This window comes from Dyella jejuensis, from assembly GCF_044904675.1.
Classification (GTDB): Bacteria; Pseudomonadota; Gammaproteobacteria; order Xanthomonadales; family Rhodanobacteraceae; genus Dyella_B; species Dyella_B jejuensis.
In genome coordinates this window covers 253917-268512 of sequence record NZ_JADIKJ010000015.1, presented here as the reverse complement: position 1 = coordinate 268512, position 14596 = coordinate 253917, and the positions used below count along the sequence as shown (strand labels likewise).

14 protein-coding genes are annotated in these 14596 nt (G+C 64.6%); 10 read left to right on the top strand and 4 right to left on the bottom strand.

The annotated features are described in order from the left end of the window. Positions 1 to 65 precede the first annotated feature (65 nt). The 6 genes from ISP15_RS14315 to ISP15_RS14290 are packed head-to-tail and all read left to right on the top strand — an operon-like array spanning position 66 to position 7142. Positions 66 to 1061, top strand: a complete 996-nt coding sequence (locus ISP15_RS14315; protein WP_404548292.1) for an AAA family ATPase — start codon at positions 66 to 68, stop codon at positions 1059 to 1061. Beyond that, positions 1058 to 1990 (top strand): DUF58 domain-containing protein, encoded by a 933-nt coding sequence (locus ISP15_RS14310; RefSeq protein WP_404548291.1) that lies wholly within the window; start codon positions 1058 to 1060, stop codon positions 1988 to 1990. Before ISP15_RS14315 ends, ISP15_RS14310 begins: the two co-directional genes overlap by 4 nt. Next, entirely contained in the window at positions 1987 to 2496 is a 510-nt protein-coding gene (locus tag ISP15_RS14305) for a DUF4381 domain-containing protein (RefSeq protein ID WP_404548290.1), read from the top strand. Before ISP15_RS14310 ends, ISP15_RS14305 begins: the two co-directional genes overlap by 4 nt. Further along, complete coding sequence (locus ISP15_RS14300; protein WP_404548289.1) at positions 2489 to 3466, top strand: VWA domain-containing protein; 978 nt, start codon at positions 2489 to 2491, stop codon at positions 3464 to 3466. The genes ISP15_RS14305 and ISP15_RS14300 overlap by 8 nt, the downstream gene beginning before the upstream one ends. After that, entirely contained in the window at positions 3463 to 5430 is a 1968-nt protein-coding gene (locus tag ISP15_RS14295) for a vWA domain-containing protein (protein ID WP_404548288.1), read from the top strand. The genes ISP15_RS14300 and ISP15_RS14295 overlap by 4 nt, the downstream gene beginning before the upstream one ends. Then, positions 5427 to 7142: a BatD family protein gene (locus ISP15_RS14290; RefSeq protein ID WP_404548287.1), complete on the top strand. Its 1716-nt coding sequence runs from the start codon at positions 5427 to 5429 to the stop codon at positions 7140 to 7142. The genes ISP15_RS14295 and ISP15_RS14290 overlap by 4 nt, the downstream gene beginning before the upstream one ends. Here the strand turns inward: ISP15_RS14290 and ISP15_RS14285 are convergent. Continuing rightward, complete coding sequence (locus ISP15_RS14285; RefSeq protein ID WP_404548286.1) at positions 7129 to 7650, bottom strand: O-acetyl-ADP-ribose deacetylase; 522 nt, start codon at positions 7648 to 7650, stop codon at positions 7129 to 7131. The genes ISP15_RS14290 and ISP15_RS14285 overlap by 14 nt on opposite strands. A 59-nt stretch (positions 7651 to 7709) precedes the next feature. Between ISP15_RS14285 and ISP15_RS14280 the strand changes: the two genes are divergently transcribed. Beyond that, positions 7710 to 8192 (top strand): MarR family winged helix-turn-helix transcriptional regulator, encoded by a 483-nt coding sequence (locus tag ISP15_RS14280; RefSeq protein ID WP_404548285.1) that lies wholly within the window; start codon positions 7710 to 7712, stop codon positions 8190 to 8192. Positions 8193 to 8240: 48 nt separating this feature from the next. Here the strand turns inward: ISP15_RS14280 and ISP15_RS14275 are convergent, their stop codons facing one another. The 3 genes from ISP15_RS14275 to ISP15_RS14265 form a co-directional block, all read right to left on the bottom strand. Then, a complete protein-coding gene (locus ISP15_RS14275; RefSeq protein ID WP_404548284.1) occupies positions 8241 to 9692 on the bottom strand; it encodes a M20/M25/M40 family metallo-hydrolase in 1452 nt (483 codons plus the stop codon). 149 nt (positions 9693 to 9841) lie between these two features. Further along, positions 9842 to 10243 carry a large-conductance mechanosensitive channel protein MscL gene (gene mscL / locus ISP15_RS14270; protein WP_404548283.1) on the bottom strand — a complete coding sequence of 134 codons (402 nt, stop codon included), beginning with the start codon at positions 10241 to 10243 and terminating at the stop codon, positions 9842 to 9844. A 127-nt stretch (positions 10244 to 10370) separates the two neighbouring features. Further along, positions 10371 to 11057, bottom strand: a complete 687-nt coding sequence (locus ISP15_RS14265; RefSeq protein WP_404548282.1) for a fumarylacetoacetate hydrolase family protein — start codon at positions 11055 to 11057, stop codon at positions 10371 to 10373. 331 nt (positions 11058 to 11388) lie between these two features. Between ISP15_RS14265 and ISP15_RS14260 the strand changes: the two genes are divergently transcribed. From ISP15_RS14260 to ISP15_RS14250, 3 genes are read left to right on the top strand one after another with little or no spacing between them, the layout of a single operon-like run. Next, on the top strand, positions 11389 to 12630 hold the full coding sequence (locus ISP15_RS14260) for an efflux RND transporter periplasmic adaptor subunit (RefSeq protein ID WP_404548281.1): 1242 nt from the start codon (positions 11389 to 11391) through the stop codon (positions 12628 to 12630). 55 nt (positions 12631 to 12685) lie between these two features. Continuing rightward, complete coding sequence (locus ISP15_RS14255) at positions 12686 to 13372, top strand: ABC transporter ATP-binding protein (protein ID WP_404548279.1); 687 nt, start codon at positions 12686 to 12688, stop codon at positions 13370 to 13372. A gap of 57 nt (positions 13373 to 13429) precedes the next feature. Beyond that, on the top strand, positions 13430 to 14593 hold the full coding sequence (locus ISP15_RS14250; protein ID WP_404548278.1) for an ABC transporter permease: 1164 nt from the start codon (positions 13430 to 13432) through the stop codon (positions 14591 to 14593). Positions 14594 to 14596: the final 3 nt, after the last annotated feature.

The following is a 14596-nucleotide window of genomic DNA, read 5'->3' as shown; positions in this document are numbered from 1 at the left end:
CGCCGCCAAACTTTTTCCTCCCCCTGCTGTCAGTACATCCGCACCGTGTAGTACAGGATTTTCCGATGGATATGCCCCAAGTCCCCGCGCCCGGGCTGCTGCAGCAAGCGTTTTCCCGTCTTCGCGACGATCTCCAGCAGCAAGTCATCGGCCAGCCGAGGCTCATCGACTGCCTGCTGATCGCGTTGCTGGCCGATGGCCACCTGCTGGTGGAGGGCGCGCCGGGGCTGGCCAAGACCACGGCCGTGAAGGCCCTGGCCGGGCACATCGAAGCGGACTTCCACCGGGTGCAGTTCACTCCGGACCTGTTGCCGGCTGACCTTACCGGCACCGATATATTCCGTCCCCAATCGGGGAGCTTCGAATTCGAGCGTGGGCCGCTGTTTCATAACATCGTGCTGGCCGACGAGATCAACCGCGCACCCGCAAAGGTACAGTCGGCCCTGCTCGAAGCCATGGCCGAGCGGCAGATCACGGTCGGGCGCAGCACCTGGCGCCTGCCTGAGTTGTTCATGGTGATGGCGACGCAGAATCCGATCGAGCAGGAAGGAACCTTCGCCTTGCCGGAGGCGCAGCTGGATCGCTTCATCATGCACGTGACCATCGGTTATCCCGATGCCGCATCCGAACTGGCGATCCTGCGGCTGGCGCGCGAACAGGCCGGCATGTCTTCGCAGAAGGCGCCGCCTGCCGCCGCCACGGTGACGCAAGGAGATGTCTTTGCCGCGCGTAAAGCGGCGCTGGGCGTGCACATGGCTCAGGCCCTGGAGGAATACCTGGCGCAACTGGTGCTGGCGACGCGCGATGCCGGCCGTTATGGCAACGAACTGAAACGCTGGATCGCCTGGGGCGCCAGCCCGCGCGCCACCATTGCGCTGGATCGCTGTGCCCGCGCCCATGCATGGCTACGCGGCCGCGACTTTGTATTGCCGGAAGATGTCCACGCCGTGGTGTACGAGGTGCTGCGCCATCGCGTCTTGCTCAGCTATGAAGCCGAGGCCGAAGGCGTTCGCAGCGATCACGTCATCAGCCGCCTGCTGGATCTCGTACCCTTGCCGTGAACGATACTGCGTTGAAGCAAACGGACGGCGATGGGCGAGTGCGCGTATCGTTGGCGGAGCTGATTGCCCTGCGCGGTCGCGTATCGCATTTGCGACTTCCGCCGCAGGACAGCCGCGCCACTCGTATCGGTACTCATTCCAGCCGCCTGTATGGGCGCGGCATGGACTATGCCGAGTCGCGTGCCTATCAACCGGGAGACGATGTTCGACGCCTGGATTGGCGGCTCACCGCACGCAGCGGCCGATTGCACACCAAGCTTTTCCAGGAAGAGCGCGAAGGACAGTTGCTGATCGTGTTCGATCGAAACGCCAGCATGCATTTCGGTACCCGGGTCCGCTTCAAATCCGTGCAGGCCAGTCGCGCGGCTGCGCTGGCTGCCTGGTACGCCGTGAAAGCCAGTGAACGCATCGGCTTGATGACATTCGGCGCGGACGGCTATCTGCAACGGCCACGGGCTGGCCTGCGCGGGGCATTGGACGTGTGTGGCGCCCTGGCGCGCTGCGATGTCCAGGCGACTGGCCCGCATGAGCCGCTTTCGCAAGCCCTGCAGCGCGTTATCAAGCTCCGGCATGGCGCCAACCGCACGTTGCTGATCAGCGACGGCCAGAGCAGCGACGAAGCTGCCCGCAACCGGTTGATCGAAATGATGCGCCATACGGCCGTGCGCGTCCTGGTTGTTGCCGACGCGCTCGAACTGCAGCCGGCGCCAGCCGGTGATTATCCGATCGAGCATCAGGGTGAGCGGCGTCACGTCATCTTGCGTTCCACTCGTCAGCGTGAAGCATTCCGGCATAGCCTGGGCGAAGGGCAGGCCCGGCTTGCCGCCATGGCGGCCTCGCTCGGTATTCCCTGCCGCACCATCGATACGGCGACCGACCCGCTGGACGCGGTATCAGCGCTGCTGCGCGACACGGGAACCCGGCGATGAACGGCCTGTTCCCGCAAGCGCCCGCGCAGTTGGCGCTGCGCGATATCCATCTTCCGCCCGCGCCATCCTGGTGGCCGCCGGCACCGGGCTGGTGGGTGTCGTGCGGCGTCCTATGCGTTGCGCTGGCGCTGGCTTCGCTCGCCTATCGCCGCCGTCGTCGTCGACGGCGCTGGCGCGAACAGGTGCTGGCCGAAATACCGCAACTGGCTATGCGCCATGCTGGCGACGATGCTGCCTACGCCACTTCGCTGCACCAGTTGCTGCGCCGTGCCGCGCGGCGCTACGCCACCGATGCACATCATGTACAAGGCGCATCGTGGCGACAGGTGCTGGCGCAGGTGCCCGTCGATACGGCAACCCTCGATACCTTGATGGCGCTCGAAACACGCATGTACCGGCCGCAGGCGGATTTGGATCGGCAGGCCGCGCAGGCGGCCGTCCATCGGTGGCTGCAGGCCGCATTGCGGAGCCCGAAGATGGCCGCCGGAGAGCAAGGGCATGCCTGAGTTCGCATGGCCCTGGGTATTCGTGCTGCTGCCATTACCCTGGCTGGCATGGCGGCTGCTGAAACCGGCTTCGCCCGGGCAGGCCTTGCGTTTGCCGCATGGGTCGCTCACGTGGAGCGCGGGCGATCAACTGCCGACACGCGGCGCTGGCTCCTGGCTGTGGGCGCTGGGCTGGTTGTGCCTGCTGGCCGCGGCCGCGCGACCGCAACTGATCGGGCCACCGCAGGCGCAGATGCACAGCGGCCGCGGCATGATGCTGGCAGTGGATCTGTCCGGCAGCATGCAGACCCCCGACATGTTGCTGGGTGGGCAACAGCTAAGCCGGTTTGGCGCGGTGGAGGCCATCGCGGGCGACTTCATTTCCCGCCGCACAGGGGATGAGCTGGGTCTGGTGCTGTTCGGCACGCACGCTTTCCTGGTCACGCCGCTCACCTATGATCTCAATGCAGTACGCGCGCAGCTGCAAAGTGCCGCCGTGGGTTTGCCTGGTACCGAAACCGCGATCGGCGACGCCATCGCGGTGGCGGTGAAGCGGTTGGCCGCCTTGCCGGAACAGGCGCGCGTGCTGATCCTGCTCACCGACGGCGTCAACAACTCCGGCAGCATTTCGCCGCAGGATGCCGCGCGCGCGGCCAAAGCCGCGGGCGTTCGCATCTACACCATCGGTATCGGTGCGACCCGTATGACCGTCCCCGGTCTGTTTGGCGATAGCGTGGTCAACCCGTCCGCCGACCTGGATGCGGACATGCTCACCTATATCGCGCACGAAACCGGCGGGCAATTCTATCGGGCTACCGATGGCAACCAGCTTGCCGAAGCCTATCGCGCCATCGATGCGCTCGAGCCGATGCCACGGCATGGCCCCAGCCTGCGTTTGCGACATGAGCTGTTTCGCGTGCCGTTGGCCGCTGCCGCGCTATGCCTGTTGCTGGGCATGTTTTGGCCGCGGTGGCGAGGGACAAGCGCATGAGCGGCGCCCTCCAGTCATTCCACTTCCTGCAGCCGTGGTGGTTGCTCGGGCTGTTGGCGTTGCCCTTGCTACTGTGGTTCGGCTTGCGTAATGACGCCGCGCCGCGCGTGCTTGGTCGGCTGGTTGATCCTGAACTCCTGCCGCACCTGGTAAGCGGTGGCCAACGGCATGCCAGATTGCCATCCGGATTGTTCGCCCTGGGCTGGGTGCTGGCGGTATTGGCCATGGCGGGTCCCACCTGGAACCGCATCGCCGAACCCCTGTTCGCGGACCGTGCCGCGCAAGTGGTTGCCGTTTCATTGTCCCGGCACATGCTCGCGCGGGACGTGCCGCCCAGCCGCATGGAGCGCGCGCGTTTCAAGGCGCGCGATCTGTTCTCCGCCAACAGCGATGGCCTGAACGCCCTGATCGGTTACGCCGGGCAGTCGTTCGTCGTGGCGCCGCTGACCAGCGACGCGCACAGCCTGGACGACCTGCTCGATGCAATGTCGCCCGACACCATGCCGGTCGATGGCGACAATGCTGCGCAGGCCATCGAGCAGGGCGTGACGTTGATCCACGATGCCGGATTGAAGAGCGGCTCCATCGTGCTGGTCACGGACGATGCCGATGCTGCCGCGCGAGACGCCGCGCACGCGGCGCTGGCCAGCGGCGTGCATGTTTCCGTGCTGGGTATCGGTACCGCCCAAGGCGCGCCGGTGCCGCAAACGGACGGCGGATTCGCACGCGACGACCAAGGCGACATCATCGTCGCCCGCCGCGATGACGATCATCTGCGCGCGCTGGCGCAGGCTGGGGGTGGCCGTTACGTGGCGATGAGCGACAACGGCAGTGACCTCGCCACGCTGCACGCCGGACAGCAGCCGGCGCAACAGGCCAAGCTCGCGGATGGACAAAGCGGCGACGTCTGGCAAGATCGCGGGCCCTGGCTGCTGCTGCCGTTGTTGCTGGTGGTGACGGTCGCATTCCGTCGAGGATGGGTGCTGCTGCTGCCGCTCGTGCTGCTGCCGTGGTTGCCCACGAACGCCAGGGCCGGCGATTGGCAGGATTGGTGGCGGCGACCTGACCAGCAGGCGGTCCATGCCTTGCAGCAAGGCCATCCGGCCGAAGCCCTCCACCTTGCGCAAGACCCCGCGTGGCGCGGCGCGGCCGCCTATCGTGCGAAGGATTACGCCGCCGCCGCACAGGCACTCGAGCAGGCCAAGGGAGCGGATGCGCAGTACAACCTCGGCAACGCGCTCGCCCAGTTGGGGCGCTACCCGGATGCGATCAAAGCTTATGATCGTGCCCTGCAACTTGACCCGCGCAACGACGATGCCCGCGCCAACCGCAAAGCGGTGGAAGAGGCGATGCGCAAGCCGCCGCAAAACCCGCCACAGCAACAGCAACAGCAAAGTGGACAGAACGGCCAGAGCAAGCAAGATCAGCAAGGCGCTGGAAAGTCGTCTGCGCAAAGCCAGTCACAGCGGGGCGGACAATCCGGGCAGCAGCACGATAGCCACGGGCAGCAGCAAGATAGCCAACAGCGTGGTCAGTCCAGGCAGGATCGCGACACGAAGCAGGGCGATCAGGACCAAAGCGCTCAGCAAGGCGCACAAGCTTCGCCACCAAAAGGCGGCAGCGATACGCAACAGAACGCCGAAGGCGCCAAACCAGACGCATCCAGGCAAGCGCCCGCGCCTGCATCCAGCAGCGAACAGGCGCAAGCCGAAAAAGCCCGGCAGGGCCTGCAATCGCAAATGGACAAGGCATTGATGCAAGTCCGGCAGAAGGCAGCCGATAAGCCTCCGACGCATGAACTGGGCGCGGCGGACAGCGATGACCCGCTTGCCAAATTGCCCAATGACGTGCGTCGCGACCTGCAGCGTGTACCTGACGATCCGGGCGCGCTGCTGCGTCGCAAATTCGAGCTTGAATACCGTGAGCGCATGGGCGCGCAGCCGGATGTTGGAGATCAACCATGAGTCGTCGCTGGCTGTTGCTGCTCTGTCTGTTATTGCCGCTGAGCGCGCTGGCGGACGTACAGGCTTCGCTGGATCGCGACAGCGTGCACCTTGGCGAGACGGTCACGCTCAACCTGCGCATCGATGGCAGCACGAGCGCCAGCACCCCCGATCTCAGCGCGCTCGACAATGATTTCGAAGTGCTGGGCACCTCCACCAGCAGCAGCCTGAGCATCGTCAATGGCCGGCAGAGCGCGCAATGGATGATCGGCGTCGCCCTTCGCCCCAAACATGTCGGCGATTTGCCGATACCCGCGCTAACGGTGGCGGGCAGCCAGACACGTCCGCTGGTCCTGCACGTCAGCCCGCCCGATCCGTCCGCTGGCACCGACAACCGCAAGGATGTCTTCATCGAAGTGTCGGCCAACCCCCAGCGGGTTTATGTCGGGCAACAGCTGCTCTATACCGTTCGCCTGTTCTACGACATCAACCTCAACAACGGCAGCCTGCCCGATCCGCATGCCGATGGCGTGGATCTGCGCAAGCTCGGTGCGGACGACAATTACGACGCGGATCGCAACGGTCGCCGCTACCACGTGATCGAACGGCGCTATGCATTGATTCCCCAGCGCGCCGGGACAGTGACCATCCCATCGATCGAGTTCCAGGGCGAAGCGATCGATCCGGGCAACCCCAACGATCCTGGCAGCTTCTTCGGTTCGGGCGGATTGTTCGGCAACGCCTCGCCGGTAAGCGCCGATTCGCCACCGCTCGCCATCGAGGTGCAGGCCGCGCCTGCCGACTGGGGCAGTACGGCATGGTTGCCCGCGCGTGCGCTCACGCTCAAGCTCGAAGGCGTGCCGAGCGACGGCAAGGCCACTGTGGGTCAGCCGCTCAACCTGCATATGAGCATCGATGCGACCGGCATGCCCGCCGACGCTTTGCCCGAGCTGACGCTGCCCGCCATCGATGGCGCAACGGTCTACCCCGATCCATCCACCGATACCACCCATGACGATGGCCAATGGCTTGATGGCCATCGTGAACGCAGTTTTGCAGTGTTCCCGCAGCGTGCCGGCACACTGACCATTCCCGCGGTCAGCCTGAGCTGGTTCGATGTGCAAACCGGACAGAAGCGGGTTGCAACCCTGCCGGCTCAAGTCCTTGCCGTGGCGGGCGCTGCGAATGGCGCTGCGGCCACCTCGGCGCCTGCCGTGCCGTTGGCGTCGAACGCTTCACCGGCGATAGCGGGCAGTGTCACCGCCACGCCGGCGGCCTCCGCGCCGGCTGCGTCATGGCTGCCGTGGCGCGGGATCGCCCTTGGCAGCTTCGGGCTATGGCTGCTCAGCGTTGTCGCGTTCGTGTGGTGGCGCAAGCGCACGCCGTCATCTGCACCGAAAGCCGCACCTGATTCATCCCGTGCCCTGCGCCAGGCTTTCATGGAAGCCGCGCGTGGCAACGATCGTTCCGCCCAGGCCCGCCATCTGCTGGCCTGGGCCCGCAGCGAACGGCCGGGGTTGCGAAATCTTGGACAACTATCGGATGCGTTGGCATCCGACGTGCAGCGCGCGGCGATCGAACGGTTGCAGCAACAGCAATACGCGGGCGCCTCCGATCGGACGCCAGATGATCTTGCCGCGGTGTTCGCGCAGGGTTTCCTCTGGCGCGACGAAAGCGGGCATGGGGGCAAGGATTCGCCGCTACCGCCGCTGTACCCTTTCAAGCTCGATTGAGCGCCTGTTGCCAGATGGCTGACATGCGGTCGTCGAAACAGCAAAGCCGCACCTCCAGGGCAGGGTGCGCCGAGAGCGCCTCGCGCAATGCGGCGATCGCCACCGGCGCGGCCTGCTCGGGCGGATAACCGTAGATGCCGCAGCTGATCGCCGGAAAACCCAAGCTGCGTAGCTCATGTTCGGCAGCCAGTGCGACGCATGATCGATAGCAACATGCCAGCAACCCGGCTTCTCCGTCACGACCACCGTGCCACACGGGCCCCACGGTATGGATGACATGGCGCGCGGGCAAGGCGAAGCCCGGCGTGATGCGTGCCGCGCCGGTAGGACAGCGCACGCCGGGCGACACTTCCGGCAATGCGCGGCAGGCTTCCAGCAAGGCTGGCCCGGCAGCACGATGGATAGCGCCGTCCACCCCGCCCCCGCCCAGCAACGCCGGGCTGGCGGCATTCACGATGGCATCCAGGGCCACTCGGGTCAGGTCGGCTGTGACGACAGTCATGGGCATGGGTTCAGCCTGTTTCAGCTTATGCTTGGGGCAAGTGACACACCTATTGAGTGCCGGCCATGGCCAAAACGGAAGACATTTCCTTCGGTTACCTGCTCAACGACGTAACGCTGCTATTTCGCAAGCATTTCGATCGACGTGCGGTGAAATTCGGGTTGACGCGCGCGCAGTGGCGCGCCACCAAGATGCTGTACCGGCGCGAGGGCCTGCGGCAGACCGAGCTGGCTGAATTCCTGGAAATGGAGCCGATCGCCGTGGGCCGCGTGATCGATCGCCTGCAGGCGGCCGGTTTCGTGGAGCGGCGGCCGGATCCGAAGGACCGTCGCGCCTGGCGCCTGTACACCACTGCCCAGGCCAGCGAAGTGGTCGACGATATGGAACGCATCGCATACGAATTGCGCCGCGAATGCACCGTGGGCATCACCTACGAGGAAATGTCCCAGGCGATGGACGTCATGACCCGCCTGAAGGAAAACCTGCAAGCGCTCGATGTCGCCGAAGCGCCGGCCGAACGCAGCGAGGACGGCGCGGCCAACGGCTGACGGCAAGGCGGCTAACCGCCTTGCCGCAACCATCAAGACATAGGCCGCTTAATCGTCCGCGCCGTCGCCAGCGAAGGCATTCGGCGCCGAGCCGAAGTTGCCGTCGGCCTGCGCCGCCATATAGGTAAACACCGCATACACCGCCACGTTCTGCGCCAGTTGTTGCGGGTCGATCTTGTCCAGCGTGTCATTGGCCGTGTGATGCCAGTCGAAGTAGTACGTGGCGTCCTGCGCGAGCGATAGCGCCGCCATGCCCTTCAGGTGCATTTGCGAGAGATCCGAGCCACCGCCGCCCGGCCGCTTGGGATCGTAAGCCACGCCGATCGGTTCCAGCACCTTGGCGATCTGCTCGATCGCGCCGCGCGCCTGCGGCTTCACGCTGGCACTCATGCGCCAGACCGGCGCCGCGCCCAGGTCCGATTCGGTGCCGAGCTGGAATTTGCCGACTTCAGCGGCGTGTCGATCGGCGTAGGCACGGCCGCCCCACAGACCCATTTCCTCGTTGGCGAAGGCGATGACGCGCACGGTGCGGTCCGGCCGTTGCGGCAAGTCATGGATCAGCTTGGCCGCGCCCAGCGCAATGGCGACGCCGGCGCCATCATCGATGGCACCGGTACCCGGATCCCACGAATCCAGATGTCCACCGATGACCACTACCTGATCGGGATACTTGCGCCCGGTAATGTCACCAATCACGTTATAGCCGGTGTAGGTGCCGGCGAGCCCGCAATCGAGGTCCAGTTTCACCGTCACTGGCTTGCCATAGGCCAGTACGCGCTCGAGCTGGTCGGCATCGGGATTGGACAGCGCGGCGGCAGGGACGGCCTTGTCCGGATGCTTGAAATCGGTGAAGTCGGTGACGCCGGCATGCGGCGTGCGGCTGTTCGGATCGGTGCCGGCCGAACGCAGCAGGAAACCGGCGGCCCCTTTGGCATAGGCCACCAGCGGGCCTTCCTCGCGAATGCCCGCGCCAATGCCGTAGTCATGGCCATCCTTAGTGCGGTGCATGCGATAGCCGATGTATACGATCTTGCCTTTCACGCTGGACGGATCGGCCGCCTTCAAGGCTTCCAGGCTGGGAAACTGCACCACCTGCGCGGTGAGGCCGCCCTTGGGCGTCCCCGGCGAATAACCCAATGCGGTCAAGCTCAATGACTGCGGAAAGGGCGCCACGATCGCGCCATGCTCGCTGCGCCGGACCCATAGCGGATAAGTCACCGGCTCGGTGTAAACCTTGTCGAAGCCCAATGCCTTGAACTTGGCGATCGCCCATGCCCTGGCGCGAGGGTCGTTCACGCCGCCGGCGATACGTGGGCCGATCTCGGTCGTCAGCGATGCCACCACCTGGTAAGCCGTGTCGTCGTGCATGGCCTTGTCGCGCAGTTGTTCGGCGGTGTGCACGGCCGCCGCCGGTATCGTGGTGGGCGTGTCGGTGGCGCAGGCAAGACCGGTAGCCAGCATCAAGGCAGCGGCAAGCAAAGTAAGAGTAGGGCGTTGCATGGAAGGATTCCCTGTAAGCGAGCCCCGATTATGGGGCTCGCATCAGGCAACGCTTAGGCCAGAAGTCATAGTGACGAGGGAAAGGACGGAACGGAAAGCAGAGGTTGCTGCGCGCCCATCCGCTCCGGTCACTTCCCGTTCTTTATTTTCTACGACCGGCTTTTGAGCAAATCGCGGATTTCGGTCAGCAACGCCACATCCGGCGGCGTGGCCGCGGCAGCCTTGGTGTAGAACCGGTTGATGATCTTGACCAGGATGAAGATGGCGAAGGCCACGATCACGAAAGCGATGACCGTATTGATGAAGCTGCCGTAGGCGATCGCGACTTCCGGGATCTTGTGCGCCGGATTGCTATTGTCGGCCGGACGGATCACCCATTTCATCTCCGAGAAATCGATGCCGCCGGTGATCCAGCCGATCGGCGGCATGATGATGTCGCTGACCAATGAAGTAACGATCTTGCCGAACGCCGCGCCAATGACGATACCCACCGCCATGTCGACCACGTTGCCGCGCATGGCAAATTCCTTGAACTCCTGCAGCATGCCCATTGTCGTCTCCCTGAGGTTGTCCGCCGGATGGCAGGGTCGACTTTAACGCAAGCTGGTGAAAACCGTAGGTGTGCCACCGCGACCGGCCGCCTATTTTCCGATGCCGTCGAGGGTTCCGCGCGCGCCCTTAGACGATGCGGCCGTCCAGCGCAGCGATGCCCTGCAATTGGGCATGGAAGCGATCGCCGCGCTGCAGCGCCGCGACGCCGGCCGGGGTACCGGTGAAAATGAGATCGCCCGGCTTTAGCTCGAACAAGGTGGACAGTTTCGCGATGATGTCCACGACGCTGTGCACCATCTCGCCCAGGCGTCCTTGTTGCCGCAGCGCATCGTTCACGTGCAGGCTGATGGTGGTATCCGCGCTGAGCGATGCCTCGCTCGCCAGCCGCAATGCCGATACCGGTGCGGAATGGTCGAAGGCCTTGGCCACGTCCCACGGATGGCCATTGGCCTTGGCCGCGGCCTGCAGGTCGCGGCGGGTAAGGTCGAGCCCGACCCCGTAGCCGAAGATGGCGGCGGCGGCCTGCGTCGCGTCGAGATCGCGGCCGCCGGCTTTCAGCGCCACCACCATTTCCACCTCGTGATGCAGGTCGGCGGTGGCTTGCGGATAAGGCACGTCGCCGCCCTCCGTGACCACGGCATCGGCCGGCTTGCAGAAAAACATCGGCATGGACGCATCCACCGTTGCGCCCATTTCGCGCGCATGCTCGGCATAGTTGCGGCCGATGCAGAACACACGGCGGAGCGGGAAGCGTTCTTCACTTCCATAGATGGGAAGGCTAGGAATAGTCGGGGCAGGAATGACGTAGCGCATCGGCCAAGATTAGCAGCTATCCACTGCTGTTCTCCCAGGCTGGAGGCTTGCCAACTTTCCAGGCCATCCATCTTTAGATGCCATGGCAGGTATCGCATAGCTGCCACGATGAAACGTCACGGCAACGCAGTACGCATAGCCATAGCTATGAATGGTTCTATCCGCATGGGCATCCATGCACGCAACGCGCGCGCGCGCGCAGGTCGATCGCAGATCGCTTTGTTCGTCATGAGACATGACAGCTGTCACCGACACGGCCTGATAGGCATAGGTGGTAGCCGCGTAGGCAAACGCTTATCGTGCAACGGTCGGGAACACATGGGGTATCAGGGTGAGCAATACCGATCTGCTGAAGGAACTGCGCATCGAGCGCCACCAGCGCGAGGAACACCATGCTCGCGGTCCGGCGCGCTGGCCATGGATGGTCGGGGCAATCGTGCTGGTCGCGATGGTCGCGGGCGCCGCCTGGTGGCTATACGGCCATCGCGCCGTGCCCGTGCAAACCGCGCAGGCGGTGGCGGCTGCCAGCGACCCATCGGCCGGTGCGGTATTGCAGGCCACCGGTTACGTTACGGCACGCCGCCAGGCGACAGTGTCCGCCCAGATCACCGGTACCTTGACCGCGGTATTGATCGAAGAAGGCGATCGGGTCAAGCAAGACCAGATCCTGGCGAAGCTCGATGACAGCCAGTACAAGGCCGCCCTCGATACCGCCATCGCCCAGGCCAAGGCCGCGCATGCGCTGGTCGCCCAGTACCAGGTGCAACTGGCGCAAAACCTGCGCGATGCCGCGCGCGACCAAACGTTGACCATGCAAGGGCTGATTTCCAGGCAGGTGGCCGAGCAGGCGCGCACACTGGCCGATAGCACCCGCGCGCAGTTGCTTTCGCAGCAGAAGCAGGCCGTCGCGGCGGATGCACAGGTGGTAGAGGCGCGCGTCAATTTCGATTATTGCGTGGTGCGCGCGCCATTCAATGGCGTGATCACCACCAAGGATGCGCAGGTCGGCGAAATCATCTCGCCCTTCTCCGCCGGCGGTGGCTTCACCCGCACCGGCATCGGCACCATCGTGGACATGGATTCGCTGGAAGTCGATGTCGACGTCAACGAAGCCTATATCGGTCGCGTCACCCCGGACATGCCGGCCGAAGCCGTGCTCGATGCGTATCCGGACTGGAAGATTCCCGCGCACGTGATCGCCATCGTGCCGGCCGCCGATCGCGGCAAGGCTACCGTGAAAGTGCGCGTGGCGCTGGAACACAAAGACGCGCGCATCGTGCCGGACATGGGTGTGCGCGTCTCGTTCCTGGAGGCCAGGCCCGCGGTCGCCACGCAGGCGCCCAAAGGCGTGCTGGTGCCGGCTGCGGCCATCGTCAAGCGCCATGGACGCGATACGGTTTTTATCGTGGCGGATGGCAAGGTGCGCCAACAAACCGTGCAACCCGGCGCACAGGATGAGGGCGACATGCGGGTGATTCCCGCAGCGGTCGATGCCGGCGATGTTGTGGTGGTGTCGCCGCCGCAAGCCCTGCATGACGGTTCGGATGTAAGCGTGCAAAGCCGTTCGCCCTGAATAAAGCAGGCTGGCTTGCGCGCCAGCCGATCGATCCACTCGGGAGGTGAGAGCTATGGGTACGTTGATCGAGATCCGCGATCTTTCCAAGATTTACGAACGCGGCAAGCAAAGAGTCGAAGTGCTGCATCACATCAACCTCAACATTGCCGAAGGCGATTTCCTCGCCTTGATGGGGCCATCGGGTTCGGGCAAGACCACCTTGCTGAATCTGCTGGGCGGGTTGGATACGCCCACTGGCGGCAGCATTGCCGTGGCCGGCCAGCGCATCGACCAGCTGGGCGCCGGTGCGCTGGCGCGCTGGCGCGCCGCGAACGTGGGCTTCGTATTCCAGTTCTATAACCTGATGCCGATGCTCAGCGCGCAAAAGAACGTCGAGCTGCCGCTGCTGTTGACCAGGCTTTCAGCGGCGCAACGCCGCAAGAACGCATCCATTGCCTTGCAACTGGTGGGCCTGGCCGAGCGCGCCTCGCACAAGCCGGCCGAACTCTCCGGCGGGCAGCAACAGCGGGTGGCGATCGCGCGCGCGATCGTGTCCGACCCCAACCTGCTGGTCTGTGACGAGCCAACCGGCGACCTGGACCGCCAGTCGGCGGAGGAAGTGCTTGGCCTGCTGCGCCAGCTCAATCGCGAACATGGCAAGACCATCGTGATGGTGACGCACGATCCGAAGGCCGCCGAATACGCCGACCAAACCTTGCACCTGGACAAGGGCACCCTGGTCGAGCAGGCGCTCGCGTAACGCATCACCCTGCAAGCGCTTCGTTCGAAAGGGCAAGGACCTCGCGGAGGATTTTCCATGAAATATTTCCATCTGATCTGGGCCGCGCTGTTCCGGCGCAAGACCCGCACGCTGCTTACCCTGGTCTCGATCGCCGCCGCGTTCCTGCTGTTCGGCATGCTGGATGCGGTGCGTACTTCCTTCGACCAGGCCGGTGCCAGCGCGAACGGCGCGCGGCGCCTGCAGACCGGGTCCAAGCTGTCCTTCATCCAGACCTTGCCGCAAGGGCTGGGCGGGCAGATCGAGCGCGTGCCCGGCGTGAAAGCGGTGGCCTATGCGAACTGGTTCGGTGGTGCCTACCAGGATCCGCACAACCAGATCTTCAGTTTCGCGGTCAGCGACAACTACATCGACCAGTATCCGGAAGTCGACGTCAGCGATGCGGCGCGCAAGGCCTTCGCCACCACGCAAACCGGCATCATCGTCGGCCAGGCGCTGGCGGATAAATACCATTGGAAAGTCGGCGACCAGATTCCATTGCAATCGACCATCTTTCCACTGCGCGACGGCAGCAAGAACTGGACCTTCGACATCGTGGGCGTGATGCACGCCAAGGACAAAAGCGCCGGCTGGTACGACCAGGTGATCCTCATGCACTGGAAGTACTTCGACGAAGCCACGCCTTACAACGGCGGTACCGTCGGCTGGTACGTGGTCAGCGTGAACGACGCGAACCAGGCCGACAAGGTGGCCAGGGCCATTGATGCGCTTTCCACCAATTCCGATCATGAGACCCGCACGCAGACCGAAGCCGCCGCGTCGGCGTCCTGGATGAAGCAGTTGGCCGACATCGGGCTGATCGTAGGTTCGATCATGGGTGCGGTGTTCTTTACGCTGCTGCTGCTGACCGGCAACACCATGATGCAGGCGGTGCGCGAACGCACTTCGGAACTGGCGGTGCTCAAGACGATCGGCTTTTCCAACCGCGGCGTGCTGGCGATGGTGCTGGCCGAATCGCTGTTGCTGGTGTTGCTTGGCGGCGTGATCGGCATAGCGCTTGCCGCGCTGCTGATTCCGGGTGTCAGCGCTGGCAGCGGCGGCTTGCTGAACCTGCCCACGGTCGGCATCGGCAGCTGGACCTTGGGCGTCGCGCTGATGGTGGCGATCGGGTTGATCGTCGGCGCCCTGCCGGCATGGCGTGCGATGCGCCTGAACATCGTCGACGCATTGGCCGGACGCTGAGGA

Excerpts from the sequence above, each read along its gene's own strand:
- ISP15_RS14300 (WP_404548289.1), top strand. The coding sequence starts at position 2,489 with ATGCCTGAGTTCGCATGGCCCTGGGTATTCGTGCTGCTGCCATTACCC.
- ISP15_RS14315 (WP_404548292.1), top strand. The coding sequence starts at position 66 with ATGGATATGCCCCAAGTCCCCGCGCCCGGGCTGCTGCAGCAAGCGTTT.
- ISP15_RS14290 (WP_404548287.1), top strand. The coding sequence starts at position 5,427 with ATGAGTCGTCGCTGGCTGTTGCTGCTCTGTCTGTTATTGCCGCTGAGC.
- ISP15_RS14295 (WP_404548288.1), top strand. The coding sequence starts at position 3,463 with ATGAGCGGCGCCCTCCAGTCATTCCACTTCCTGCAGCCGTGGTGGTTG.
- mscL (WP_404548283.1), bottom strand. The coding sequence starts at position 10,243 with ATGGGCATGCTGCAGGAGTTCAAGGAATTTGCCATGCGCGGCAACGTG.
- ISP15_RS14255 (WP_404548279.1), top strand. The coding sequence starts at position 12,686 with ATGGGTACGTTGATCGAGATCCGCGATCTTTCCAAGATTTACGAACGC.
- ISP15_RS14285 (WP_404548286.1), bottom strand. The coding sequence starts at position 7,650 with ATGCCCATGACTGTCGTCACAGCCGACCTGACCCGAGTGGCCCTGGAT.
- ISP15_RS14265 (WP_404548282.1), bottom strand. The coding sequence starts at position 11,057 with ATGCGCTACGTCATTCCTGCCCCGACTATTCCTAGCCTTCCCATCTAT.
- ISP15_RS14280 (WP_404548285.1), top strand. The coding sequence starts at position 7,710 with ATGGCCAAAACGGAAGACATTTCCTTCGGTTACCTGCTCAACGACGTA.
- ISP15_RS14250 (WP_404548278.1), top strand. The coding sequence starts at position 13,430 with ATGAAATATTTCCATCTGATCTGGGCCGCGCTGTTCCGGCGCAAGACC.
- ISP15_RS14275 (WP_404548284.1), bottom strand. The coding sequence starts at position 9,692 with ATGCAACGCCCTACTCTTACTTTGCTTGCCGCTGCCTTGATGCTGGCT.
- ISP15_RS14305 (WP_404548290.1), top strand. The coding sequence starts at position 1,987 with ATGAACGGCCTGTTCCCGCAAGCGCCCGCGCAGTTGGCGCTGCGCGAT.